This window comes from Marinobacter sp. DSM 26671 (assembly GCF_900112835.1).
Classification (GTDB): domain Bacteria; phylum Pseudomonadota; class Gammaproteobacteria; order Pseudomonadales; family Oleiphilaceae; genus Marinobacter; species Marinobacter flavimaris.
Genome location: NZ_FONF01000009.1, coordinates 155,087 through 178,746, shown reverse-complemented (window position 1 = coordinate 178,746; position 23,660 = coordinate 155,087). Strand labels below are relative to the sequence as shown.

The 23,660-nt window shown below is 58.1% G+C and carries 25 protein-coding genes; 9 read left to right on the top strand and 16 right to left on the bottom strand.

The features are described 5' to 3' along the window. Positions 1-102 precede the first annotated feature (102 nt). The 5 genes from BM035_RS12335 to hisF all read left to right on the top strand — a co-directional run bounded on the left by BM035_RS12335 (position 103) and on the right by hisF (position 3,523). Positions 103-564: an SRPBCC family protein gene (locus tag BM035_RS12335; RefSeq protein WP_008169307.1), complete on the top strand. Its 462-nt coding sequence runs from the start codon at positions 103-105 to the stop codon at positions 562-564. A gap of 138 nt (positions 565-702) precedes the next feature. Continuing rightward, the gene (gene hisB, locus BM035_RS12330; RefSeq protein WP_007153401.1) at positions 703-1,296 is read left to right on the top strand and encodes an imidazoleglycerol-phosphate dehydratase HisB; all 594 of its coding nucleotides are present in this window, start codon (positions 703-705) and stop codon (positions 1,294-1,296) included. A 71-nt stretch (positions 1,297-1,367) separates the two neighbouring features. Further along, positions 1,368-2,009 carry an imidazole glycerol phosphate synthase subunit HisH gene (hisH, locus tag BM035_RS12325; protein WP_092032149.1) on the top strand — a complete coding sequence of 214 codons (642 nt, stop codon included), beginning with the start codon at positions 1,368-1,370 and terminating at the stop codon, positions 2,007-2,009. Beyond that, positions 2,003-2,740, top strand: coding sequence for a 1-(5-phosphoribosyl)-5-[(5-phosphoribosylamino)methylideneamino]imidazole-4-carboxamide isomerase (hisA, locus tag BM035_RS12320; protein WP_008169315.1), 738 nt, complete (start codon positions 2,003-2,005; stop codon positions 2,738-2,740). Before hisH ends, hisA begins: the two co-directional genes overlap by 7 nt. Before the next feature lie 9 nt (positions 2,741-2,749). Beyond that, a complete protein-coding gene (gene hisF / locus BM035_RS12315) occupies positions 2,750-3,523 on the top strand; it encodes an imidazole glycerol phosphate synthase subunit HisF (RefSeq protein ID WP_008169318.1) in 774 nt (257 codons plus the stop codon). Here hisF and BM035_RS12310 read toward each other — a convergent pair. The 4 genes from BM035_RS12310 to gpmM form a co-directional block, all read right to left on the bottom strand. Beyond that, a complete protein-coding gene (locus tag BM035_RS12310; RefSeq protein ID WP_008169319.1) occupies positions 3,520-4,335 on the bottom strand; it encodes a divergent polysaccharide deacetylase family protein in 816 nt (271 codons plus the stop codon). The two genes, hisF and BM035_RS12310, sit on opposite strands and share 4 nt — an antisense overlap. Further along, positions 4,332-5,738 (bottom strand): S41 family peptidase, encoded by a 1,407-nt coding sequence (locus BM035_RS12305; RefSeq protein WP_008169320.1) that lies wholly within the window; start codon positions 5,736-5,738, stop codon positions 4,332-4,334. Before BM035_RS12305 ends, BM035_RS12310 begins: the two co-directional genes overlap by 4 nt. Before the next feature lie 97 nt (positions 5,739-5,835). Then, entirely contained in the window at positions 5,836-6,969 is a 1,134-nt protein-coding gene (locus BM035_RS12300; protein WP_092032109.1) for a murein hydrolase activator EnvC family protein, read from the bottom strand. Between the two features lie 20 nt (positions 6,970-6,989). Further along, positions 6,990-8,537 carry a 2,3-bisphosphoglycerate-independent phosphoglycerate mutase gene (gene gpmM, locus BM035_RS12295; RefSeq protein ID WP_008169322.1) on the bottom strand — a complete coding sequence of 516 codons (1,548 nt, stop codon included), beginning with the start codon at positions 8,535-8,537 and terminating at the stop codon, positions 6,990-6,992. A gap of 147 nt (positions 8,538-8,684) precedes the next feature. Between gpmM and BM035_RS12290 the strand changes: the two genes are divergently transcribed. Then, positions 8,685-9,101, top strand: coding sequence for a rhodanese-like domain-containing protein (locus tag BM035_RS12290; RefSeq protein WP_008169323.1), 417 nt, complete (start codon positions 8,685-8,687; stop codon positions 9,099-9,101). 144 nt (positions 9,102-9,245) lie between these two features. Further along, positions 9,246-9,749: a protein-export chaperone SecB gene (secB, locus tag BM035_RS12285; RefSeq protein WP_008169324.1), complete on the top strand. Its 504-nt coding sequence runs from the start codon at positions 9,246-9,248 to the stop codon at positions 9,747-9,749. Between the two features lie 49 nt (positions 9,750-9,798). Here secB and trmL read toward each other — a convergent pair whose 3' ends face one another. From trmL to traF, 5 genes are all read right to left on the bottom strand, one after another. Further along, the gene (trmL, locus tag BM035_RS12280) at positions 9,799-10,263 is read right to left on the bottom strand and encodes a tRNA (uridine(34)/cytosine(34)/5-carboxymethylaminomethyluridine(34)-2'-O)-methyltransferase TrmL (RefSeq protein WP_008169325.1); all 465 of its coding nucleotides are present in this window, start codon (positions 10,261-10,263) and stop codon (positions 9,799-9,801) included. 5 nt (positions 10,264-10,268) lie between these two features. After that, the gene (locus tag BM035_RS12275; protein ID WP_092032106.1) at positions 10,269-11,447 is read right to left on the bottom strand and encodes an acetyl-CoA C-acetyltransferase; all 1,179 of its coding nucleotides are present in this window, start codon (positions 11,445-11,447) and stop codon (positions 10,269-10,271) included. A 125-nt stretch (positions 11,448-11,572) separates the two neighbouring features. Further along, positions 11,573-12,319: a pteridine reductase gene (locus tag BM035_RS12270; protein WP_008169327.1), complete on the bottom strand. Its 747-nt coding sequence runs from the start codon at positions 12,317-12,319 to the stop codon at positions 11,573-11,575. Positions 12,320-12,328: 9 nt separating this feature from the next. Continuing rightward, positions 12,329-13,450 carry a multifunctional CCA tRNA nucleotidyl transferase/2'3'-cyclic phosphodiesterase/2'nucleotidase/phosphatase gene (locus BM035_RS12265; protein WP_092032103.1) on the bottom strand — a complete coding sequence of 374 codons (1,122 nt, stop codon included), beginning with the start codon at positions 13,448-13,450 and terminating at the stop codon, positions 12,329-12,331. A 175-nt stretch (positions 13,451-13,625) separates the two neighbouring features. Next, a complete protein-coding gene (gene traF / locus BM035_RS12260) occupies positions 13,626-14,927 on the bottom strand; it encodes a conjugal transfer protein TraF (protein ID WP_008169329.1) in 1,302 nt (433 codons plus the stop codon). A 248-nt stretch (positions 14,928-15,175) separates the two neighbouring features. On the opposite strand from traF, the gene BM035_RS12255 reads away from it, so the two are divergent. Then, a complete protein-coding gene (locus BM035_RS12255; protein ID WP_092032100.1) occupies positions 15,176-15,724 on the top strand; it encodes an LPP20 family lipoprotein in 549 nt (182 codons plus the stop codon). Between the two features lie 36 nt (positions 15,725-15,760). After that, on the top strand, positions 15,761-16,966 hold the full coding sequence (locus BM035_RS12250; RefSeq protein WP_092032098.1) for a flagellar assembly protein T N-terminal domain-containing protein: 1,206 nt from the start codon (positions 15,761-15,763) through the stop codon (positions 16,964-16,966). A 12-nt stretch (positions 16,967-16,978) separates the two neighbouring features. Here BM035_RS12250 and BM035_RS12245 read toward each other — a convergent pair whose 3' ends face one another. The 7 genes from BM035_RS12245 to sufB all read right to left on the bottom strand — a co-directional run bounded on the left by BM035_RS12245 (position 16,979) and on the right by sufB (position 23,375). Beyond that, positions 16,979-17,449 (bottom strand): SufE family protein, encoded by a 471-nt coding sequence (locus tag BM035_RS12245; RefSeq protein WP_008169334.1) that lies wholly within the window; start codon positions 17,447-17,449, stop codon positions 16,979-16,981. Continuing rightward, positions 17,450-17,992 carry a putative Fe-S cluster assembly protein SufT gene (sufT, locus tag BM035_RS12240; protein WP_008169336.1) on the bottom strand — a complete coding sequence of 181 codons (543 nt, stop codon included), beginning with the start codon at positions 17,990-17,992 and terminating at the stop codon, positions 17,450-17,452. Between the two features lie 39 nt (positions 17,993-18,031). After that, entirely contained in the window at positions 18,032-18,385 is a 354-nt protein-coding gene (locus BM035_RS12235; RefSeq protein ID WP_008169339.1) for a HesB/IscA family protein, read from the bottom strand. Positions 18,386-18,398: 13 nt separating this feature from the next. Beyond that, entirely contained in the window at positions 18,399-19,652 is a 1,254-nt protein-coding gene (locus tag BM035_RS12230) for an aminotransferase class V-fold PLP-dependent enzyme (protein WP_008169340.1), read from the bottom strand. 6 nt (positions 19,653-19,658) lie between these two features. Further along, entirely contained in the window at positions 19,659-20,945 is a 1,287-nt protein-coding gene (gene sufD / locus BM035_RS12225; RefSeq protein ID WP_008169342.1) for a Fe-S cluster assembly protein SufD, read from the bottom strand. Between the two features lie 12 nt (positions 20,946-20,957). Further along, positions 20,958-21,731 (bottom strand): Fe-S cluster assembly ATPase SufC, encoded by a 774-nt coding sequence (gene sufC / locus BM035_RS12220; RefSeq protein ID WP_008169344.1) that lies wholly within the window; start codon positions 21,729-21,731, stop codon positions 20,958-20,960. A 195-nt stretch (positions 21,732-21,926) separates the two neighbouring features. Next, positions 21,927-23,375 (bottom strand): Fe-S cluster assembly protein SufB, encoded by a 1,449-nt coding sequence (sufB, locus tag BM035_RS12215; RefSeq protein WP_008169346.1) that lies wholly within the window; start codon positions 23,373-23,375, stop codon positions 21,927-21,929. Positions 23,376-23,660: the final 285 nt, after the last annotated feature.

The following is a 23,660-nucleotide window of genomic DNA, read 5'->3' as shown; positions in this document are numbered from 1 at the left end:
TTAACAGCGCGGGAGTATGACAATGCGGTAGTGTTGGGCCAAAATACACGACCCTGATTTTCGGACTACATTGATACCTATAAACACAAGAAGGAGTTGGCCGTGGCTATTACCGTTTCGATTGAGCTGAACCGCGAACTTGAGATTCCGGGCAGCTATGATGAAGTGTTCGATTTGCTGGCGGATGTGCCACGTTCAGCCAGTCACTTCCCGAAAGTCCACAAACTGACCGACCTTGGCGATAACGCCTACCGTTGGGAAATGGAAAAAGTGGGCGTCGACAAACATGCCATCCAGTCGGTGTACGCTTGCAAATATCACTCGGACAAAGACGCCGGCAAGATTACCTGGGAGCCGGTGAAGGGCGAGGGCAATGGCGTCGTGAGTGGTTCCTGGACCATCAAGTCCAAGGGCGATAATGCCACCGCCGTGAAGTTCCAGACCAGCGCAGAGTTGACTGTGCCCCTGCCCAGCCTGCTCAAGTTGGCCATCAGCCCGGTTATCAAGCACGAGTTCAACAGCCTCGTAGACACTTACATGAACAATCTGAAGAAGGCGTTCTGACGCAGCCCTTTCTGCCATATACCTGCACTTCGCTATCGTAGCGATTAAACCGGTTGTGGGACTCCAGCCGACATAAAAGGTATAATCGCCGGATCGAATTTTTCCGGCTTTATGCCGCTCAATTGTCACGGAGTCCCCATGGCCGAACGCAAGGCTCGGGTAGAGAGAAATACCCTTGAAACCCAGATCACCGTTGAGATTGATCTCGACGGAACCGGCAAATCCAGTTTCGATACCGGCGTGCCGTTTCTGGAGCACATGATGGACCAGATCGCCCGCCACGGTCTGGTGGATCTGAATATCGTGTCGAAGGGCGACCTGCACATTGATGACCACCACACCGTGGAAGACATCGGCATAACCCTTGGCCAGGCCTTCAAACAGGCGGTTGGCGACAAAAAGGGCATTCGCCGCTACGGCCACGCTTATGTCCCGCTGGATGAGGCGCTCTCCCGAGTCGTTATCGATCTGTCCGGTCGCCCGGGCCTGATGATGGATGTGCCGTACACTCGCGGTGCCGTGGGTGGCTTTGACGTCGACCTGTTCGAGGAGTTTTTCCACGGCTTCGTGAACCATTCCATGGTGACCCTGCACATCGACAATCTGAAGGGTAAAAACACCCACCATCAGATTGAAACCGTGTTCAAGGCCTTCGGCCGTGCCCTGCGTATGGCGATTGAAATGGACGAGCGGATGGCCGGTATTACACCGTCTACCAAGGGTTCGCTGTAAACGCCTCGTCGTCAGAAGGCTCGCTTTAACCGGTCATGTTTGACCGGTCAATCAAGGACACCGCAACAACCATGAAAACCGTTGCCATTATCGACTACGGCATGGGCAATCTTCACTCTGCCAAAAAAGCAGTTGAGCACGTTGCCCCGGACACCACCGTGCTGGTCACCGACAACGCCGAAAAAATCCGTGAAGCCGATCGTGTCATCCTCCCTGGCGTTGGTGCCATTCGCGACTGTATGGCCGAAATGCATCGTGTCGGGGTAGTGGATCTGGTTCGTGAGGTCTCTCAGGATCGCCCGTTTCTTGGCATCTGCGTGGGCATGCAGGCCCTGATGTCCCGCAGTGAAGAGAACGGCGGCGTTGACTGCATCGGCCTGTTTCCTTCGCAAGTACGCTATTTCGGTGACCACCTCACGGAAAACGGCGAGCGCCTGAAAGTGCCCCACATGGGCTGGAACCAAGTGCAGCAGACCATTGATCACCCCCTTTGGCATAACATTCCCGAGGGTGACCGTTTCTACTTCGTGCACAGCTTCTACGCAGAAGCCGAGGGCAACGCCGATATGGCAGGCCGCACCCGCTATGGGGTGGACCTTGCGGCAGCAGTCGCGCGAGACAATATTTTTGCAGTGCAATTCCACCCGGAGAAAAGTGCCCGGGCGGGCCTGCAGTTGCTCGAGAATTTTACAAACTGGACTGGAACATGCTGATAATTCCTGCAATCGATCTGAAAGACGGTAAATGTGTACGCCTGCGTCAGGGCCGGATGGACGACTCCACGGTGTTTGGTGACGATCCTGTCAATATGGCCACTCGCTGGGTGGAAGCCGGCGCCCGCCGGCTGCACCTGGTTGACCTGAACGGCGCGTTTGCCGGTGAGCCGGTCAACGGCGAGATTGTCCAGGCCATTGCCCGTAAATACCCGGATCTTCCCATCCAGATCGGTGGCGGTATCCGGTCGGCAGAAACCATCGAAGCCTACCTGAAGGCCGGTGTGCAGTGGGTCATCATTGGCACCAAGGCGGTGAAGGAGCCGGAATTTGTCACTGAGATGTGCAAAAAATTCCCGGGTCACATCATCGTCGGCCTGGACGCCAAAGACGGCCGCGTGGCCACCGATGGCTGGGCGGAGGTCTCGGAAGTGATGGCTACCGATCTTGCCAAGCGCTTTGCCAACGACGGCGTGGACGCGATTGTGTACACCGATATCAGCCGAGACGGCATGATGCAGGGCGTTAATGTGGAAGCAACAGCCGCACTGGCAGAAGAGGGCGGAATTCCGGTTATCGCCTCTGGTGGCGTGACCAATATGGATGATCTGAAACGCCTGGCTACCGTGGCGGACAAGGGCATCCTTGGTGCCATCACGGGTCGTGCGATCTATGAAGGCACCCTGGATGTCGCTGAAGCGCAGGCTTTCTGCGACGGTCTGAAGGGGTAAGGGCGGCTTATGGCTCTGGCGAAACGCATCATTCCCTGCCTCGATGTCGATAAAGGCCGCGTGGTGAAGGGCGTCAATTTCGTTGATATCCGCGATGCCGGCGACCCGGTGGAAGTGGCCCGTCGTTACAATGAGCAGGGTGCCGATGAAATCACCTTCCTCGACATCACGGCCAGCCATGAGAGCCGTGACACCACCTACGAGACCGTTGAACGAATGGCGGCGGAAGTCTTCATTCCGCTGACTGTCGGCGGTGGTGTGCGTACCGTGGATGACATACGCAAGCTCCTGAATGCCGGCGCAGACAAGGTGTCGATCAATACCGCAGCCGTGTTCAACCCGGAGTTTGTCCGGGAAGCGGCGGACCGCTTTGGCAGCCAGTGCATCGTGGTGGCCATTGATGCCAAGCGGGTGAGTGAACAGGGCGAGGAGCCCCGGTGGGAAATCTTTACCCACGGTGGCCGCAAGCCCACAGGGCTGGATGCCGTGGAATGGGCCCGCAAGATGGTGGAAATGGGCGCTGGTGAGTTACTGCTGACCAGCATGGACCGGGACGGCACCAAGATCGGATTTGATCTCGGGCTGACCAAAGCCATCAGCGATGCTGTGATTGTGCCGGTGATTGCCTCAGGCGGTGTCGGAGAGCTGCAGCACCTGGCTGATGGCGTGACTCAGGGCGGTGCCGATGCGGTATTGGCGGCGTCAATCTTTCACTTCGGACAGCACACCATTCCTGAAGCGAAGGCCTTCATGAAGGCTCAGGGCATAGAAGTCCGCGATTAATCCTTCTTTGCAAAAGCAGGTCGAATGGCCTGCTTTTCTCCTTCCGCAAACATCTCCCGATTGCCGTTGCGCATGGCCCAAAGGCCGCTGACCGTGGCAATGGCGATGCCTTGCTCATCCAGTTTGGGTAGGTGCTTCTCCAGGTAATCCACGGTGACTTTGTGAGGATGGCCAATGCCGATGGCGCTACCGTTTTCTTTGGCGCGCTTGATCAGCAGTTTGAACTGGCGGTCCACAAACTCTTCGGTCTGTTCGTGGTCGAGAAACACGTCCCGGGTCATGGTCGGAATGCGGTACGCCGCTGCGACATCACCGGCCACGGATGAGGCGATGGTGCGGCTGTCGATAAAGTACACGGGGTAGCGGAACAGCTCTTTCATGACCCAGTCCATGGGCTGCAGCTGCTGGGTCAGCAGGCTGCCCATGTGGTTGTTCACGCCCTGGACATGGGGAATCGACTGCAAGGCACGGCGAAGGGTGGTCACCATGCTCTGTTCGTCCATCTCGGGGGTCAGGCCGCCCGGGCCCAGGCCATAGTTGCGGGTGTTGGCCATGGGGGCGTGCAGCATGATTTCCTTGTGCTGCTTATAGGCGAGCCGGGCCAGGCTGTCCGTGTGTGGACGGTAGGGCAGAAAAGCGAGTGTCAGCGGCTGATCCAGGTTTGCCAGTCGCTCACCTTCAACAAGGCTGTGGCCCATGTCATCAATAATGATGGCAATGGTGGGCGGCAGTGCTTTTCGGGCCGGCTCCGCGGACACCGTGCCGGCGGTAAAACAGAATGCTACGGCCAGCAGAGTACTGACTACTCTCACTGATCGCTTCCTTCTGCCTTGGCGCTCTTGTTCGGGTTCAGAATCCTGATTCCCTTGAGCAGGTTCAGTGCCGAGCGTAGCTGATAATCCCGGTCGGCAAGAGAACCGGTTGCGTTCTGGGCATCATCGTTTCCATCCTGGTCCTGCCCCTCGTTCTGCCCTTCAAGGTGCCCGCTCAGATCCGCTTCGGTGAAGAACGGCTTGCTGTCGAGCTCCTTGAGTTCCGCCGGCCGTACTTCAATATCGGGTTTGATGCCGGTGGCCTGGATGGAGCGGCCATCCGGTGTGTAATAGCGCGCGGTAGTCATCTTGATGGCGTGGGTCTCATCCAGCGGAATGACCGTCTGGACGCTGCCCTTGCCAAAGGACTTTGTGCCCATCACCACAGCGCGCTCATGGTCCTGAAGCGCGCCGGCGAGGATTTCTGAAGCAGAGGCGGAGCCGCCGTTGATCAGCACGACAATAGGCGTGCCTTCCATGATGTCGCCCGATCGCGCGCTGAAGCGCAGGCGGGAACTCTGGATGCGGCCCTCGGTGTAGACGATCAGTCCGTCATCAAGCAGGGCATCTGCGGTCTCTACGGCCGCCTGCAGCACCCCGCCCGGGTTGTTGCGCAGGTCGATAACAAGGCCGTCAAGATCGCGTCCGAGTTCGTCTTCCAGTCCGTTGAGGGCATCCTTGAACTGCGAGCCGGTATCCGCCTGGAACTGGGTAATGCGAACATAACCGTAACCATTTTCCAGCATTCGGGATTTCACGCTGGTGACCTTGATAACGTCCCGTTCCACTTCGATTTCGATGGGAGCGCTTTCCCCCTCACGCATAATGGTGAGCGTCAGGATCGAGCCGGGTTTGCCCCGCATTAGCTGGACAGCCTCTTCCAGGCTCATGCCTTTAACCGGTTTTTCATCCAGCTTGATGATCAGGTCCCCCGCCTGAACCCCTGCCTTCTGCGCTGGCGTGTCGTCGATGGGGGCAATCACTTTCACAAAGCCGTTTTCCATGCCCACTTCAATGCCCAGCCCGCCGAACTCGCCGGAGGTGCTCTCTTCGAGCTCTTCGTAGTCCTTGGGTGCCAGGTAGGTGGAGTGAGGATCGAGGTCTGACAGCATGCCTTTAATGGCGCTTTCGAGGAGTTTGCGATCGCTTACTTCCTCGACGTACGCATCTTTGATGCGGCTGAATACCTCGGTGAACTTGCGGAGGTCTTCCAGTGGCAGCTGCTTCTCCGGATCCGGCAGGCTTATTTCCACGCGTTCGCCGTTCTGGATGCCTTCCAGCAGCTGCTCGGTGGCGGCGTCTTTATCCTGGGCCCAGGCCAGTCCGGAAGCGGTTGCGAAACAGGTAGCGAGAGCAATGCTGCGTAATGGCAAGGCGTGGAGTGTACTTCTGACCCGTTTCATTCACATATCCCGTTTTTATTCCGATAGTTGGACTGGTTTCCCTGACTCCGAACAGTATGGCGTTACCTGCGGCGTTTGTCAGCCCTCCCGGGGCTTCTCAGTTTGCCAGCCACCGGCCCGGATTGTCGGGCTTGCCATTGTGCCGGACTTCAAAATACAGCGCCGGGGAATCGGTGCCGCCGGTGCGGCCGGCCTGGGCGATGGGCTCACCAGCGGCCACCCAGTCTCCCGGGCTGGTGAACAGGCTGCTGCTGTGGCCATACAGTGTCATGTAGCCGTCGCCGTGATCAATGATGGTGATCAGGCCAAATCCCCTCAGCCAGTTGGCAAACACGACCCGACCGTAGTGTATGGCGCGAATTTCCGCGTCGTCTCCGGTGGCTATAAGCAGGCCGTTGCGCCGGAGTTTGCCGTCGGCATAGCGCTCGCCATAGCGGCTCAACACCTGGCCCTTCACTGGCCAGGGCAGCTTGTTGCGCAATGACGCGAAGGGCTGGGATTCATTGGGCGAGGGGATGTTGTTGATCGCCTGCTGGACTTCCTCAAGCAGGTTTTCCAGCCGTTTGCGATCCGATTCCAGCTCTTCCCGTTCGCTGCGACGGTTCTGGATATCGGCATTCAGGGCGGCCAGCGTCTGCTGGCGTTCCTGTCTGGACGCTGTCAGGTCCTGTTGGCGTTTGGCTACGTTTTCCTCGGTTCTTGCCAGTTCAACCCTGGTCGACTGAACCGCAGCCTGGGTGCTCCTGAGTTCCTGCAGGCTTTGCCTGAATGCCTCCAGGCGGTCGACTGTGTCCTTGCTAAGGTATTCGTAGTAGGTCATGGTCCGGGCAATCTTGTCCGGATCAATTTCATTGAGCAGAACCTTTACGGCTGGTGCATCCCCTTCCATCCAGGCGGCGCGGATCTGCGTCTTGAGGCTGTCCCGCTGGCGGTTGAGTGTGCGGGTGAGCTCCTGGGCTTCTTTCTCCAGCTCCCGGAGTCTTTGCTGCTGTCGCTCTGCCTGCTGGCGCAGGGAGCGGCGTTCAAGGGTCAGGCGGCTGATGTTCTTTTCGGTCGCAGCAAGCTGCCGCTCCAGGGCGGAGCGGTCTTCTTCGGCATCCTCCAGCCAGTCGTCGATGTCCTCAATGCGTTCCTTGAGTTCCTCGATCTGGGCCGGGGTGACCTCCTGCTGGGCGAGTGCCGGCGCTGCACCCAGTAGAAGGGTGAGCGCCAGAGTTGCGGTAAATCGCAAAGGTTGGTTCCGTTCCCGGATCAGCCGATCTCGACCAGGCTGTGCCCGGTCATTTCCTTTGGTTGCTCCATTCCCATCAGGGCTAGGAGAGAGGGCGCAACGTCGCTCAGGCTGCCGTCGTTCTTCAACACAACTTTGCGGTGGCCGGTGTATACCAGTGGCACCGGGCCGATGGTGTGGGCAGTGTGAACCTGGCCTGAATTCGGATCGGTCATCTGTTCGCAGTTGCCGTGGTCAGCCGTGATCAGAGCTTCGCCGCCTACCTCATCCAGGGCCTCGACAACGCGTTTCACGCATTCGTCCAGGCATTCGGCCGCCTTGATTGCAGCGTCCAGCTTGCCGGTGTGACCAACCATGTCGCCGTTGGCATAATTGCAAACAACCAGATCGTACTTGCCGCTCTTGATCGCTTCCACCAGCTTGTCGGTTACCTCTGGTGCGCTCATTTCGGGCTGCAGATCGTAGGTCGCCACCTTGGGGGAGGGCACAAGAATGCGCTCTTCACCGTCGAACGGTGTTTCCAGGCCGCCATTGAAAAAGAAGGTTACGTGGGCGTATTTCTCTGTTTCGGCGATGCGCAACTGGGTCTTGCCCTGCTTCGCCATGTATTCGCCAAGGCCATTGGTAAGCTGTTCGGGCGGGTAGGCGCAGGAAGTTTTGATGTCCGCCGCATACTCGGTCAGCATCACGAAGTCGGCCAGTTCGGGGTGCTTCTTGCGCTCGAATCCGTCGAAGTCCTTCTCCACAAAGGTGCGGGTCATTTCCCGGGCACGGTCGGCACGGAAATTCATGAACAGCACCGTGTCACCATCGTTGATCGTTCCCTCGGGCTCGCCCGGAGCGTGGATCCGGGTTGGCGTTACAAACTCGTCGTTTTCCCCGCGCTCATAAGCCTGTTCCAGCCCGGATACCGGATCGGCCGCAGTGAACTCCGCGGTGCCCTGGGTCATCAGGTTGTAGGCCGCTTCCACGCGGTCCCAGCGGTTGTCGCGATCCATGGCATAGTAGCGGCCCACGATCGAGGCAACGCGGCCGACGCCGAGGCTCTTCAATTTGGCCGCGGCCTTCTCCAGGGATGGTTTTGCGCTGCGGGGCGGCATGTCACGGCCATCGAGGAAGGCGTGGATGTAAACTTCCTTCGCGCCACGTGCGGCGGCAAGTTCGGCAGCGGCAATAATGTGGTCTTCGTGGCTGTGTACACCACCGGGCGACATCAGACCCATGAGATGAACGGCTCGGCCGCTTTGGACAGCCTTGTCGATCGCTGAGCAGAGCACTTCGTTCTGCTGGAAAGTGCCTTCTTCCAGATCTTTGTCGATACGAGTAAGGCTTTGATAGACCACGCGCCCTGCGCCCAGGTTCATGTGGCCAACTTCCGAGTTACCCATTTGCCCTTGCGGCAGCCCAACAAACATACCCGATGTATTGATCAGGGTTTTGGGCTGGTTTTGCCAGAGTTTGTCCCAGAACGGGGTGCTGGCATTGCTGATGGCATTGTCTTCAGCCGGGTCGCGATGGCCCCAGCCGTCCAGGATAATCAGTGCAGTCGGCTTGCGCATTGCAGTCATCATTAAGTCCGGAAGTAAAATGTTAGTAAATTTACTAAAACGAAAACCAAGTTTATCTATTTTCGCATTTACTGGCCACTTTCGTCACCTTCTGTCCGGGGAGCAGGCTGTGTATAATCCCGCCAAACTCATTATCAGGGTAAATTCATGGACCGGTTGTTTGAATTTGTCGTTAACCACTACATTCTTGTGTCGCTGTTCGTGGCATTCCTGGTTGCCATTCTCATTCTGGAGTCCCGTCGTGGCGGTGCCAAGATCTCGGCCCAGGGTGCGGTCAATCTGATCAACAAGGATGAAGCCGTTGTAGTCGACATCCGGGACCGCAAGGAGTTTGGTGAGGGCCGCATTACCGGCTCGATCAACATTCCCCTGAACAGCCTGAAGAGCCGGGTTGGTGAGCTGAGCAAGTTCAAGGACAAACAGATCATCGTTGCCGACAAGATGGGCCAGCATTCTGCCATGGCGGTTAAACAGCTGAACGCGGAAGGCTTCAGCAATGTGGTTCGCCTGAACGGCGGCGTTGCCGACTGGAAAGCCAGCAATCTTCCGCTGGTGAAGAAATAGAGCGGCCCTTGATCTGAAGATCATTCTGCCGCACTGTTTCACATAAGCCGGCCCGGCGCCAACGTAAAATGTCCCGGCAGCACACTTCATAACATCCCATAACAGCGGGCCCCGAGCCCATGATCGAGAACGAAAGGATTGAAAATGGCTGAGAATCAGCAAGCCGCAGCAGGCAGTGACAACCAGAACCAACCCCAGTTTGCCCTTCAGCGCATCTATGTGAAGGACCTGTCTTTTGAGTCACCCAACTCTCCGCTGGTATTTCAGGAGCAGTGGAAGCCGCAGGTGAATCTGGATCTGAATACGTCTCACAACAAGGTCAGCGACAACCAGTACGAGGTTGTGCTTTCCCTGACCGTCACCGCGAAAGTGGGTGAGAAGGTAGCTTACATCGTCGAGATCCAGCAGGGCGGCGTGTTCCTGGTGCAGGGCATCGAAGGCCAGCAGCTGGGCCAGATGCTGGGCGCCTACTGCCCGACCATCCTGTTCCCGTATGCGCGCGAAGCGATCGACGGTATTGTGAGCAAGGGCAGCTTCCCGGCCCTGATGCTGGCGCCGGTGAACTTCGACGCCATCTATGCCCAGGCGCTCAAGCGCAAGCAGGAAGAAGCTGCTGGCGAGGCAAGCGAAGAGCAGCAGACTCACTGATCCGAACCACTGTGATCAGATATAAAAAAACCGGCTCAGGCCGGTTTTTTTATGTCGCTCCGTTAAACCCCAGCTGCCGCCAGGCCTCGTAAACCGCCAGGGCTGCGGTATTGGAGAGATTCAGGCTGCGGCTATGCGGTTGCATGGGAACCCGCAGGCGATGCTCAGGCAGCAACCCCTCGCGGACATCAGCGGGAAGGCCGCGGGTTTCCGGGCCGAACATCAGGTAGTCGCCATCCTGGTAGCTCACTTCGTGGTAATGGGCGCTGCCTTTGGTGGTGAACCCGAACAGGCGTCCGGGTTGCTCGCTGGCCAGGAAGTCCTGGTAACTCTTGTGGATCCTGACCGTTGCGTACTCGCTGTAATCCAGCCCGGCCCGCCGCATCTGTTTGTCTTCCAGGTTAAAACCCAGCGGTTCAATCAGATGCAGCTGGCAACCGGTGTTGGCGCAGAGCCGGATGATGTTGCCGGTGTTCGGCGGTATCTCCGGCTCGTACAGCACAACGTGGAGCATGAAGCTTAGCGCTCGACGGCCAGGGCAACGCCCATGCCGCCACCGATGCACAGTGTGGCCAGGCCCTTGTGAACATCGCGGCGAACCATTTCATGCAGCAGGGAGACCAGAATGCGGCAGCCGGATGCGCCGATGGGGTGGCCCAGGGCAATGGCGCCGCCGTTCACGTTAACCTTGCCGGTGTCCCAGCCCATGTCGCGATTTACAGAAATAGCCTGGGCTGCGAAGGCTTCGTTGGCTTCCACCAGGTCCAGATCTTCCGTGCTCCAGCCGGCAAGCTTCAGACACCGCTGGCTGGCCGGGATCGGGCCGGTGCCCATAATCGTCGGGTCCACGCCTGCGTTGGCGTAGGCCTTGATGGTGGCGATCGGAGTCAGCCCCAGTTCTTTCGCTTTCTCGGCACTGCAGACCATCACGGCTGCGGCGCCATCGTTGAGGGATGAGGCGTTGCCGGCGGTAACGGTGCCGTCTTTCTTGAAGGCCGCACGCAGGTTGCCCAGTCCCTCGGCAGTCACGCCGTCACGGGGGCCTTCATCGCGGTCAACGACAATCGGGTCGCCCTTACGCTGGGGAATGGAGACCGGAACAATCTGCCCATCGAAATAGCCGGCTTCGCGAGCGGCGGCGGCCTTCTGCTGGGACGCCGCTGCAAACTCGTCCTGCTCGTCCCGGCTGATGCCGTATTTCTCGACGATGTTCTCGGCCGTGATGCCCATGTGGTAATCGTTGAAGGCGTCCCACAGGCCGTCCTTGATCATGGTATCCACCATGGACCAGTTGCCCATCCGCTGGCCATTCCGGCTGTTGGGCAGCACATGGGGCGCCTGGCTCATGCTCTCCTGGCCACCGGCGATCATCATCTCGGCGTCGCCACAGCGGATGGCCTGTACCGCCATGTGAACCGCTTTCAGCCCTGAGCCGCAGACCTTGTTGATGGTCATGGCGGGCACCGACGCTGGAATGCCGGCGTTAATGGCAGACTGGCGAGCCGGGTTCTGGCCAACACCGGCGGTAAGAACCTGACCCAGTACCACCTCGTTGATCTGGTCACCGGCAACGCCGGTTTCTTCCATTAGTGCCTTGATGACGGCGGTTCCCAGCTGGTCTGCGCTCAGGCTGGAAAGACCTCCGCCAAAGGTTCCGATAGCAGTACGGCGGGCGGCAACAATAACGACATCACGCATGGGAATTCTCCGGATCAGTGGCGCGCGCGGGATTGGGGCCGGCGCGAACAGGATTGAAAACTGCTGGCATTGTATCCGGAAAGCGGTCACCGGCCAAAGATCAGGTCCGTCATGCGCGGGTTGTACTACATGTTCAGGCTTCGGCCGCCATCAACAGAGACGATTTGCCCGGTGATAAAGGGCGCATCGCAGATCAGGAACGCAATGGTTTCGGAAATATCGTCAGGGTTGCCGGTGCGGGCCAGTGGCGTCTTCTGAAGGATTGCCTGTTGGGCGGATTGATCCATCTCGGCTTCGCCCTCTGGCCAGAGGATTGCGCCTGGCGATACGCCGTTCACGCGCACGTCCGGCGCCAGGTCTTTTGCCCAGGAGCGCGTCAGGGCAGCCAGGCCGGCCTTGGTGGCGCAGTACAGCGGGTGATCATCGATAGGCCTTTCACTGTAAATATCGATCAGATTTACGACGCTGCCGCGGTTTCGCCGAAGTTCGGCCAGGCATCCCTGAAGCAGGAAAAATGGGGCCCGTAGGTTGGTGTTCAGGATTGTGTTCCAGTCGTCTTCGGTGGCGTCTGCGGTCGGGGTGGGGTAGAAGACCGATGCATTGTTCACCAGTGCGTCCAGTCGGCCCCACTGTGCGATGGCGTCACTGGCCAGCCGGTCCACTCCAGTTAACTGGCTCAAATCCGCCTGCAGGGCGCAGGCGGAGTCGGGCCGTTGGCGGTTCATCTGCGCAATCAGTGAGTTCGCCTGCTCTTCCCGGGTCCGGTAGTGAATCACCAGGTTCCACCCTCTTTCGTGAAGTGTCCGGGCAGTCTGTGCGCCAAGACGGTGGGCTGCGCCGGTGATCAGGGCAACAGGCGTTGTGGACGGCATGGTGCCTCCTCAGTGGTTGGTCGGGGCGACGGCGTCGCCGATGCGTTTCAGGCGTTCAGTCCGGATTGCGCTGCCCAGTTCCTTGCCTTTATACCCTTGCGCCAGGAGGGTTCTCGGCTCAACGCCGGTCGCCGCTTCCGAGGCGGTTCGCAGCAGGTCCAGTGTGAGGGAATCGCCCGGCAAGGCGCACTCGAGCACCTTCGTGAGTTGCGAAAAACGTTCCGGGCGGCGCCAGACGTCCGCCTGGTCGAGCAGGTCCAGAAGCGTTTCGGCTTCCGGGCTTTGCGCATCAATGTCCCGGATCTGGGGTGTGAAGGCAGTAACCAGTCGCGCCAGATTCTGACAGTCATTGGGTGCCTTCAGGGCTTTGCCCCTGTCCTTTGCAACAGGGGCATCCAGGGGGGAGAGCAGGGCCGCAAAACGCTCCTCCGTCTCGGCGTGCAAGCGGCGGTGGACGCAGCCAAGTGCCGCCATCGCGAGTTGAAAGACTTTTTCCGAAGCTAATTCCGGAACAAGAACCTCAAGGGCGCCGCAGTCACGAAGAACTTCGAAAAAGGCCTCGGGCGCCTGTTCATGCAGCGCCCGCTGGAATTCTTGCCAGACCCGTTCGGGCACCAGGTGGTCTACTTCTCCGCTATCCACCATGCGCTTCATCAGGGCCATGGTCTGGTCGCACACGGAAAATCCCAGCGGGTGAAAGCGGGCTGCGAACCGGGCTGTGCGAAGAATTCTCAGGGGGTCCTCGGCGAAGGCCTCCGAGACATGCCGAAGCTTGCGATCTTCAATATCTCTGCGGCCTTCAAAGGGGTCGACCAGATCGCCGTTTTCAGCTTTTGCCATCGCATTGATGGTCAGGTCCCGGCGCTTCAAATCCTGCTCAAGGGTGACGTCGGGCGCGCTGTAAACAGTGAAGCCGTGGTAGCCGCGCCCCTGTTTCCGCTCGGTGCGAGCCAGGGCATATTCTTCCCGGGTTCGGGGATGCAGAAATACCGGGAAGTCCGCGCCCACCTGCTTGAAGCCGTTGGCTAGCATTTCCTTTGGAGTTGCGCCGACCACCACCCAATCCCGGTCCTTGACCTCAAGGCCGAGTAATTCGTCACGAACGGCACCGCCAACCAGATAGGCCTGCATGAAATCGCTGATTCCTTTCGGGAGTGTGTCGGTGGATTATCCGGTTCCCGGGCAGGGCAGGCAAACCTGTGACGCATGAGGGCCATAAAAAAGCCCGCCCGGATTGCCCGGGCGGGCTTTGATTGGAGCTTGGGGTCAGATGAAATCTTCATCTGACCCCACTTTCAGCTTTCCATCAGAACGCGGTGCCAAGCTCCAGGGCGGCACCGGCATCTGCATCGCTGTACAGGGCGCCGATATCGAGGCGGACGCCGACAATGTTCAGTCCGAGACCTGCCGTGAACTGGGTTTTCTCTTCAATGCCGTCGTTGTCATCGTTGCTGGCCAGGTTGTGGCGAACACCCACCCGCAACTGGGCGTAACGGAAGGCGTCGAATTCGGCGCCAAGGGCTGCCCACTGGGTGTCGTCCTCAAAGCCAAAGGCTTCCTTTTTGGTCAGGTCCACTTCCGCGGTGATAACGTGGTATTCGCTCTTGTGCGCGATGCCCGCTGTAACCATCGGGTCCAGCTTTAATGTGCGAACTTCCTCTCCGAGCAAAGGCCGGCTCGCAGCGGAGTCGAGCTCCATGGGGATCAGGTTTTTAACGACAATTCCGGTGTTCCACTGGTTGGAATCACCAAAGCTGTAGGCTGCGCCCACGTCGAGGTTGAAGCCGCTCTTTTCAGTCTGATACTGGTCATCGTCGAATTCGTCATCTTCGAAACCGGAAACCGCTTCCGTGTACTGGAAGGTGCGCAGCTCCACGTATTTCGGCGACAGGCCAAGCTGGAAGCTGTTGCCATCCTGTAGCTCAAAAGCCCGTGCGAAGCTGATGCCCACTTCCCCGACGGCGGATGCCAGTATTTTTCCTTGTGATGTCAGGTTCAGGGTGCCATTCGTACTGATCTGGTCGACGGCATTCTGAACGTCCTGGGCCGTTGCTGCAGTGGCAATCGCATTCAGTGCGGTAATATCCTGATCGGACACGTCACCACGAACGGTTGCTGTCAGGTTTGCATTGGTAAACACGCCGACAGCCAGAGATTGTCCCGGCACAGCCAGGCCCAGCCCTAGACCGGCGTTCACTCGCATGGTGTCCCTGTCGAATTCGGTCAAACGGTCGCTGAGATCGGCGGCGCCGTCCTGAATACTTTGTGGGTCGTCGGTATTGGGATCAAAACCGGAAACCAGCGATTCAAGATCAGTGATTACATCCTGGATATCATCCACCTGGTCAACTGTTTCTTCCTCATCCGCTGCGCGAGCATTCACCGAGGGCAGCATCAACCCAAAATCATCGTTCCAGCTGTGGTGATCGGAGGCCATCATCGCCGGGTTATCCATCGGCGCTGATGATGGTGTTGCTACAGCGACGCCAGTGCCACCCATGGCAAAAGAGCGGGCAGACATAAACGACTGCGGGCTGGCCAGTGCAGAACTGGTGGCAATGGAAAGACCAATAGCCAGAGAAAGTTTGGTCAGGCGATATCCGGTCATGAAGAATCCTGTCAGGTAAAAAGGCAAAATAGATGTTACGTACCTGAAAGGGTAAGGCAGAACCTTATCCAGCTCATGACGCATGGGGTAACGGTTTGTTTTTGATGTGTAAACAGAGGCAGTTTTTTGCCGCATAGGGATTGCAAAACAATACGGTTGGGAGTTGTTGATCGGAATATCAGGCAGTTAGAAAAACTGGCGTAGTTTTTTCATGGGAAACCGGAAATGACGTTTTCTGGAGACACGCAATGAACCTTCGCTGGATACTTATGCCTCTGCTGGCAACAACGGTGGCTGCTTGTGCGCCGGTTGGCAGTTATCAGGGGGATAACGGCAACCAGTCCCGCCAGGATACGATGCTGGAGCCAATTACTGTGCGGGTGAGCGGTCTGGGGACCTATGAGGATGTTGCGGCCGACCGTTCAAATATCCGCAAACGTCTGATGGCCCGGCGGGCCTCCCAGCTGGACGCCTACCGGAATCTCGTTGAACGGGTCTACGGTACTGTCGTGTACGGCAGTTCCACCGTTAATGATTTTGTGCTGCGCAACGACACCTTCAGAACCTATGTGGACAGCTACATTCGCGGCGCGAAGTTGGTCGCGGTCAACGAGCACAGCGACGGTGTCTTCGAAACGGTGATGGAACTGAAGCTCGAGCCACGTTTCCGGGCCTGTGTGGCCAAGGTTGCTGATGATCAGGTGCAGGATCTCTGCCCGATTCCCATGCCGCAGGAAAATGACAGCGTGGGCGATGTGCAGAGCAAAGGCGTGGATTCCCTGTATTACCTTGATTGATCGAGAGTATAGAGAGTGTAGGGAGTATCGAGAATTATGAAACGCTTGCTGTCACTGGCTGTGCTCGGAGCTCTGGCGCTCTTCGTGGTTTCTGCCGCCCATGCGGTGGTTCTGGAAGGCGTGGGCCATGCCAATATCCACAATGGCAACCTGGAAGCCGCCCGGGCTGAGGCCCGCAAGGCCGCAATCCGGGACCTTTCCCTGCAGTATGAAGCCAGGGTTAGCACGCACGACACCATGAAAAACGGCGTGATCACTGAGTCACGGATGGATCTGGCGTCAAGCGCCAGAGCCCGGAATGTGCGGGTAATTGATGAGTACCAGAGTGGCAATCTGTTGCGGGTGATTGTCCGGGGCGATATCAGCGAGAGTCGCAGCCAGTGTGGATCTGGAGATTCCGGACGCCTGAAAAAGCGCGTCGCAGTGACCGGGTTTCCTGTCCTGTATCCGGACCAGGCCAGAGTCGGGCGGATTGATGACGCCGGCGAAATCTTGCCGCAACAACTCCAGCAGCGTTTGGTGGCTCAGGGCGGATTGCAGGTCTTTGGTGCGACAACCTCACGGATGTTCACGGATCTGCTGAACGCGCCTACGGTACAACAGGGCGACAATCGATTGACCAATGTACTGGAACTGGCCCGTGAAATGGGCGTTCAGTTCGTAGTGACAGGCGTTATCCGGGATCTTGGCGTTGCGGATCCGTCAGCGTGGGGCACCTCCGTGCTGGATAAAATGCAGCGGGGCATCGGGGCGGTAGATCAACGGCGCCGGTTTGCGGCTGATCTCGTTATCTTCGACGGCTTCAGTGGCGCGCCGGTCTATCGTCAGAGATTTGAAGCCGCGGCCGATTGGGATGCCGGGCCTGGCAGTTCAGCAGGGTTCGGCTCTGCCGGCTTCCAGAAAACCGCCTACGGTCAGGCTGTCGAGGATGTTATCGCAGACATGGCGATGGCAGTAACGGATGCATTGGCGTGTCAGCCCTTCATGACCAGAATTGCGCGGGTAGACGACTTTTCTGTAACGCTGGAATCCGGGGCTACAGCAGGCCTCAGGCCGGGTGATGAGTTGAAGATCTATCGCAGCAAGCGCTACCTGGAATCACCAGATGACTCACCAGAATTGCAGGGCAGCGACTTGTCAGTGACGCTCGAAAAAGTTCAGCCGCATTTTAGCCGGGGTACCATGCCGCAACTGGGCGGCATCGTGAATATCCAGAGAGATGATATAGCGATTATCTGGTAGGGCTGACGGGCATCAATTGCTGGCGTTGGCCACCTCGGCGGCCGCAATGTCGCGGATCTTGCCAACCATCGCCCTGAGCCCGTTGCCGCGGGTCGGGGAAATGTGCCGGAACAGGTCCAGCTGCTCGAATAACTCATCAATGTCCGTGGCCAGCAGGTCCCTCGGGGTTTTGCCGTTAAGGGCGACCAGGATGATGGCAGCCAGTCCACGAACAATCATGGCGTCGGAGTCAATCAACAGGTACAGCCGGCCACTGTCTTCATCGTAATGATGAATCAGCCAGACCTGGCTCTGGCAGCCATGAACATAGTTTTCTTCAACCCGGGATTCCTCGGGAAACGCAGGAAGCTGCTTGCCCAGATCAATGATAAAAGCGTAGCGCTCTTCCCAGTCGTCCAGCAGCTCGAAGCCATCGAGAACGTCATCCAGGGTGGTGTCTTTACCCAAGGGGTTGTTCAGAAAGTCCTGTTCACTGGCAGTCATTTACAGCATTCCCAGTTCGAGTTTGGCTTCGTCGGTGAGCATTTCGTTGCTCCAGGGCGGATCGAAGGTCAGTTCAACGGTCACCTTGTCCACATTGGGCACATGCTCGAGCTTGGTTTTCACATCTTCGGTTATCACCGGGCCCATGCCGCAGCCGGCGGCAGTCAGCGTCATCAGCACGTACACATGGTTGCCGTCTTCGGTGCCATTTTCAATCCTGCACTCGTAAATCAGGCCCAGATCCACTACGTTCACCGGAATTTCCGGATCGTAGCAGTTCTGCATGGCTTCCCAGACCTGGTTTTCGTTGACGGTGCCGTCTTCCGGGGTTTCAAAGCTGCTTTCCAGGGGTTTCTTGCCGAGCGCGTCGGCATTGTGGCCTTCAATCCGGGCAAGGTTACCGTTAACAGCGACCGTAAAGGTGCCACCCAGCGACTGCGTGATGGTCACAAAGGTGTCCGACGGAATCATGATTTCGGTTCCGGAAGGAACAAGGCGGGCTTCCACCTCGCGTTTGGTCAGGACCACTTCCCGTTCTTGCATGCCTGTTCGGGCCTCGCTCTTTTCAATCTTTATATCGGATTACGCGACGGTAAAACTCTCGCCGCAACCGCACTCTGCGGTGGCGTTCGGATTGCGGAACTGGAACATGGAGTTCACGCCCTCCGTCACAAAATCGATCTCGATGCCGTTCACCAGCGGCAGATGCTCTTCTTTCACGAAAACATCGACGCCATCAATGTGAAACACCTTGTCGTCGGCGGCGGTGTCTTCCACCCATTGGGTTTCGTATTTGAAGCCGGAGCAGCCACTTTTCTTGATGGCCAGCCGAATGCCCTTGGCGTCCGGCTTTTTCTCCAGCTGTTTGCGCACGTGCTTGACCGCGCTGGGCGTCATGGTGACGGCGACGGTCGGGGTGAAGACTTCGGCTGTCATAATTCCACCTCCATCAGGCAAACAGACGCTGGACTTTCTGCAGGGCGGTAAACAATGTATCCACCTCGTCCAGAGTGTTGTAGAACGCGAATGAAGCCCTGGCTGTACCGGGAACTCCATAGAAATCCATCAGCGGCATGGCGCAATGGTGACCCGTGCGGATTGCGATTCCCTGCTGATCCAGCAGCGTGCCTATATCACTGGGGTGCAGGCCGGCAATTTTAAAGGATATAACCGGCACTTTGTTTTTTGCCGTACCGATAATCTCCATGCCGGGTACGGTTTCCACCAGCTGGTTGGCCCGCTCAAGGAGGCCGGTCTCGGCCGCTTCCATGGCGGAACGATCCAGGCCGTTCAGGTAGTCGATGGCGGCTCCCAGTCCGACTGCCTCGGCAATGGCCGGGGTGCCTGCCTCGAATTTGTAGGGCAGGGTATTCCAGGTGGTCCGTTCAAAGGACACTCGTTCGATCATCTCGCCGCCGCCCTGGTAGGGAGGCATTTCCTCCAGCAACTGGGCCTTACCGTAAAGCACGCCAATACCAGTGGGGCCAAACAGCTTGTGCGATGAGAACACGTAAAAGTCGCAGCCCAGCGCCTGAACGTCCGGCTGGTAATGAGGTACCGCCTGGGCCCCGTCCACCAGGGTGATGATGCCGTGGGCCTTGGCCTGTTCAATCAGGGCCGCCACCGGGTTCACCGTGCCAAGCACGTTGGAAACGTGGGTGATTGCCAGCACCCGGGTCTTCTCATTGAGCAGGCTGGTGAAGGACTCGAGGTCCAGCTCGCCTTCCGGTGTCACCTGAACAGGCACCACTTTCGCACCCGTGCGCTCGGCAATCATCTGCCAGGGCACGATGTTGGCGTGGTGTTCCATGTGGCTCACCAGGATCTCGTCACCAGCCTTCAGGCGCGGGGCGAGCCCATTGGCAACTAGGTTGATGGCCTCGGTCGTGCCGCGGGTCCAGATAATTTCCCGGGTGCTTTCGGCGTTCAGGAAGTTTCGAACCGTCTCGCGGGCACCCTCGAAGGCGGAGGTCGCACGGTCTCCCAGCGTATGGGCGCCCCGATGGACGTTGGAGTGCATCTCACGGTAATACCGATCCATGGCATCCAGCACAGCCTCCGGCTTCTGGGCCGACGCACCGTTGTCCAGATACACCAGGGGCTTTCCGTTTACCTGCTGGGACAGGATCGGGAAATCCCGGCGAATCGCGTCCACGTCGAAGGTGGTGCGCTTGGCGGTGCTTGCCACGGACAGATCGGTCATAACCGGTTACGCCTCCTGAAATGTCTGTTCGAAGAAGTGGTTCAGACGGCCCTGGACCGTCTCCCGCACTGCTTCAACCGGAATCTGCTCGACCAGCTCGTTGATAAAGGCCATGGTGAGCAGAACGTTCGCCTGACGCCGGCCGATACCCCGTGAAACCAGGTAAAACAGCGAGATTTCGTCAAGCTGGCCGATGGTCGCGCCATGGGCACATTTCACGTCATCGGCATAGATTTCCAGTTCCGGCTTGGTGTCAATCTCTGCCCCGTTGGACAGCAGCAGGTTCTTGTTGTTCATATCCGCATTGGACTTCTGGGCGTCCTGATGGATATGAATCCGGCCATTGAACACGGCGTGGGACTGGTCCGCTGCGATATTCCGATAGGTTTCTTCGCTGTTGCAGTGGGCAGCCACGTGCTCGATGGTGGTGTGGTTGTCGTAGTGCTGTTTGCCCTGGGTAACAACTACCCCGTTGAGCTTGCACTCAGCGCCTTCACCTTCAAGCCGAACCTGCAGATCGTGCCGGCGCAGGGGGCCACCAAACCCAACGGTATGGCTTTCAAACCGCGAGCTGCGCTGTTGCAGGACGCCGGTGGAGCCAATGTGCTGGACGTTCTCGCCTTCCATGTTCAGGCGAATGCTGGTGATGTTGGCGCCGTCGGCCACATTGAATTCAGTGACGGTATTGACCATGACCTGGGCCGAGCCGCTGGAGATGTACTCCTCCACCAGCGTAATCTGGCTATGACGGCCGGCATCCACGAAAATGCGCGGGAAAGCCGAACCGCTGGCCTCGGCCGTTACCTCGTGAACAATGAACAGCGGCTGGTCGAGCACTGCGTCCGGCTTCAGGCGAATCAGCAGGCCGTCTTCAAAACGGGCTGAATTCAGCCGGGCCATCTGAACCGCCTTGTTGTCCAGGGTGCTGTCCAGGCGATCCGCCAGATCGCTGGCTTCCTCATCGCTCAGATCGCCGAAGCTCTTGATGCTGATGCCGTCCAGATCCGGATATTCGCAGGCCTCTGGCATCATTACACCGTTAAGGAACGCAACCTTGTAGCCGGGCACTGCCAGGCCGCTGCCGGTCTTGCCATCCGCCGGCAGGGAGATGGCCATGTCGTCGGTCAGCTTCAGGTACTTGCTGGAGTATTTCCAGTTTTCGGTTTTCCGGGTCGGCAAGGGCATGTCGACCAGAGCGGTTCCACGCTGCTTGCGCAGGGCGAGCAGGGGCTCCGGCAGGGACTGCCCGGCCGGGTGCAGGAACGCGGTGGAAAGAGTGGGTGCTGGTTTCATTCCGCGACCTCCTTAGTTGGCTGAACTGTCGGCAGTTTCTTCATCCTTGATGCCCAGCCAGCCGTAGCCGCGTTCTTCCAGCTCCAGCGCCAGCTCGCGGCCACCGGATTTGATGATCTTGCCGCCCGCCAGAACGTGCACGTAGTCCGGCACAATGTGGTTCAGCAGACGCTGGTAGTGGGTCACCATCAGGATGGCGCGGTCTTCCGCGCGCAGAGCATTCACGCCGTCAGAAACAACCTTCAGGGCGTCGATATCGAGCCCGGAGTCGGTCTCGTCGAGAATTGCCAGCTTCGGCTGCAGCAGCAGGGCCTGCATGATCTCATTACGCTTCTTCTCACCACCGGAGAAGCCTTCGTTGACGCCCCGCTTCAGGAACGCCGGATCCAGATCCACCTGCTTGGAAATTTCTTTGGCGAGCTTCATGAACTCCGCCGCGTTCATCTCGTCTTGGCCCTTGTGCTGGCGCATGGCATTCACGGCGGTGCGCAGGAACTGCAGGTTGCTCACCCCGGGGATCTCCACCGGGTACTGGAACGCCAGGAAAATGCCTTCGCGGGCACGCTCTTCAGTTTCAAGTTCCAGCAGGTTGTCGCCGTTCAGGGTGATTTCACCCTCGGTAACTTCAAATGCTTCGTTGCCTGCCAGCACCTGCGACAGGGTGCTCTTACCAGAGCCGTTGGGGCCCATGATGGCGTGAACTTCCCCGGCCTTGATTTCCAGGTTGATGCCCTTGAGGATTTCTTTGCCCTCAACGGATGCGTGCAGGTTCTTGATGCTCAGCATTTGTAGCGTCTCTCTCATTTAACCGTCTGAATTCTGTTGCCTGCCCCTAACTGGGCGGAGTCAGCCATCGGGCAGGCCCTTCCGGGATACGCTGTAAATACATCCCTGTACGCTCGACGAAATCATCCCTGATTTCGACGATCCCGGAAGGGCCTGCCCGACGGCTTCTGCGATACTTTTGTGCTTGCCGTCCTGTTAACCAACGGACCCTTCGAGGCTAACTTCAAGTAGCTTGCCGGCCTCGACAGCGAACTCCATGGGCAGCTCTTTGAACACTTCCTTACAGAAGCCGTTCACGATCATGGAGACCGCCTGTTCCGGGTCGATACCGCGTTGGCGGCAAAGGAACATCTGCTCGTCGCTGACCTTCGAGGTGGTTGCCTCGTGCTCTACGATGGCCGACTTGTTCTTGCTTTCAATGTAAGGGAACGTGTGGGCGCCGCAGCGGTCGCCGATCAGGAGCGAATCGCACTGGGTAAAGTTACGTGCACCTTCCGCCCCGGGGCCGAATTTCACCAGGCCGCGGTAAGCGTTGGAGCTCTTGCCGGCGGAAATACCCTTGGAGATGATTGTGCTGGAGGTGTTCTTGCCCAGGTGAATCATCTTGGTGCCGGTGTCGGCCTGCTGGTAGTTGTTGGTCAGTGCCACGGAATAGAACTCACCAACGCTGTTTTCGCCACGCAGGACACAGCTCGGATACTTCCAGGTGACCGCGGAGCCGGTTTCGACCTGGGTCCAGGAAATCTTGGAGTTCTTGCCGATGGCGGCGCCACGCTTGGTGACGAAGTTGAAGATGCCGCCTTTACCTTCTTCATCACCCGGGTACCAGTTCTGCACGGTGGAGTATTTGATCTGGGCGTCGTCCAGGGCCACCAGTTCAACAACCGCAGCGTGCAGCTGGTTCTCGTCCCGCATGGGCGCGGTGCAACCTTCAAGGTAACTCACGTAGCTGCTGTCTTCGGCAATAATGAGAGTACGCTCGAACTGTCCGGTGTTGGCTGCGTTGATGCGGAAATAGGTGGACAACTCCATGGGGCAGCGAACGCCCTTGGGTACATAGACAAACGTACCGTCGGAGAAGACCGCGGAGTTCAGCCCGGCGAAAAAGTTGTCACCGGCCGGCACTACCGAGCCCAGGTATTTTTTGACCAGCTCCGGGTAATCCTGAATTGCTTCGGAGATAGAGCAGAAGATCACGCCGGCTTTGGCCAGTGGTTCCTTGAACGTGGTTGCTACGGAAACCGAATCGAATACTGCATCAACCGCCACGCCCGCGAGCTTCTCACGTTCGTGCAGGGGAATGCCCAGCTTTTCGTAGGTTTTCAGAAGCTCCGGATCCACTTCGTCCAGGCTCTGGGGCATGTCTTCCGGCCGCTTGGGCGCGGAATAGTACGAAATCGAGTTGTAGTCGATTTTCGGGTAGCCCACGTGGGCCCAGTCCGGCTCGTCCATCTCGAGCCAGCGACGGTAGGCTTTCAGACGCCACTCCAGCATCCATTCCGGTTCTTTCTTGAGGCCGGAAAGGCGGGCGATAACGTCTTCATTAAGGCCGGGTTCGAACGTGTCGGATTCAATGTCTGTTACAAATCCGTACTCGTATTCCCGTTTGATCAGCTCGTTCACCTCGGTGTCGGTGGTCGCCATGATCGTCGCTCCGTATTCTCTCATCGCGGGCTTGCGCCCTTAGTGTCGCCGACAGCGTCAAAGATGGGCTGTCGATCGGATGTCTTCAGTTTGGGTGTTGCAGTGGTCGCTCATCCCATGAGTACGCCCTGCAATCGCTTTTTGGATGACGGATTTCAAAGACTGTCGCTGATAAGTAAGCAGAAAATCCGCCTGAATCCATCGCTTCTGGCGAGCGATTATACAATACCAGAGTAAAATAGTCAGGTATTAATTTGAACGTGGGGTGATTATACCTTAATCGGC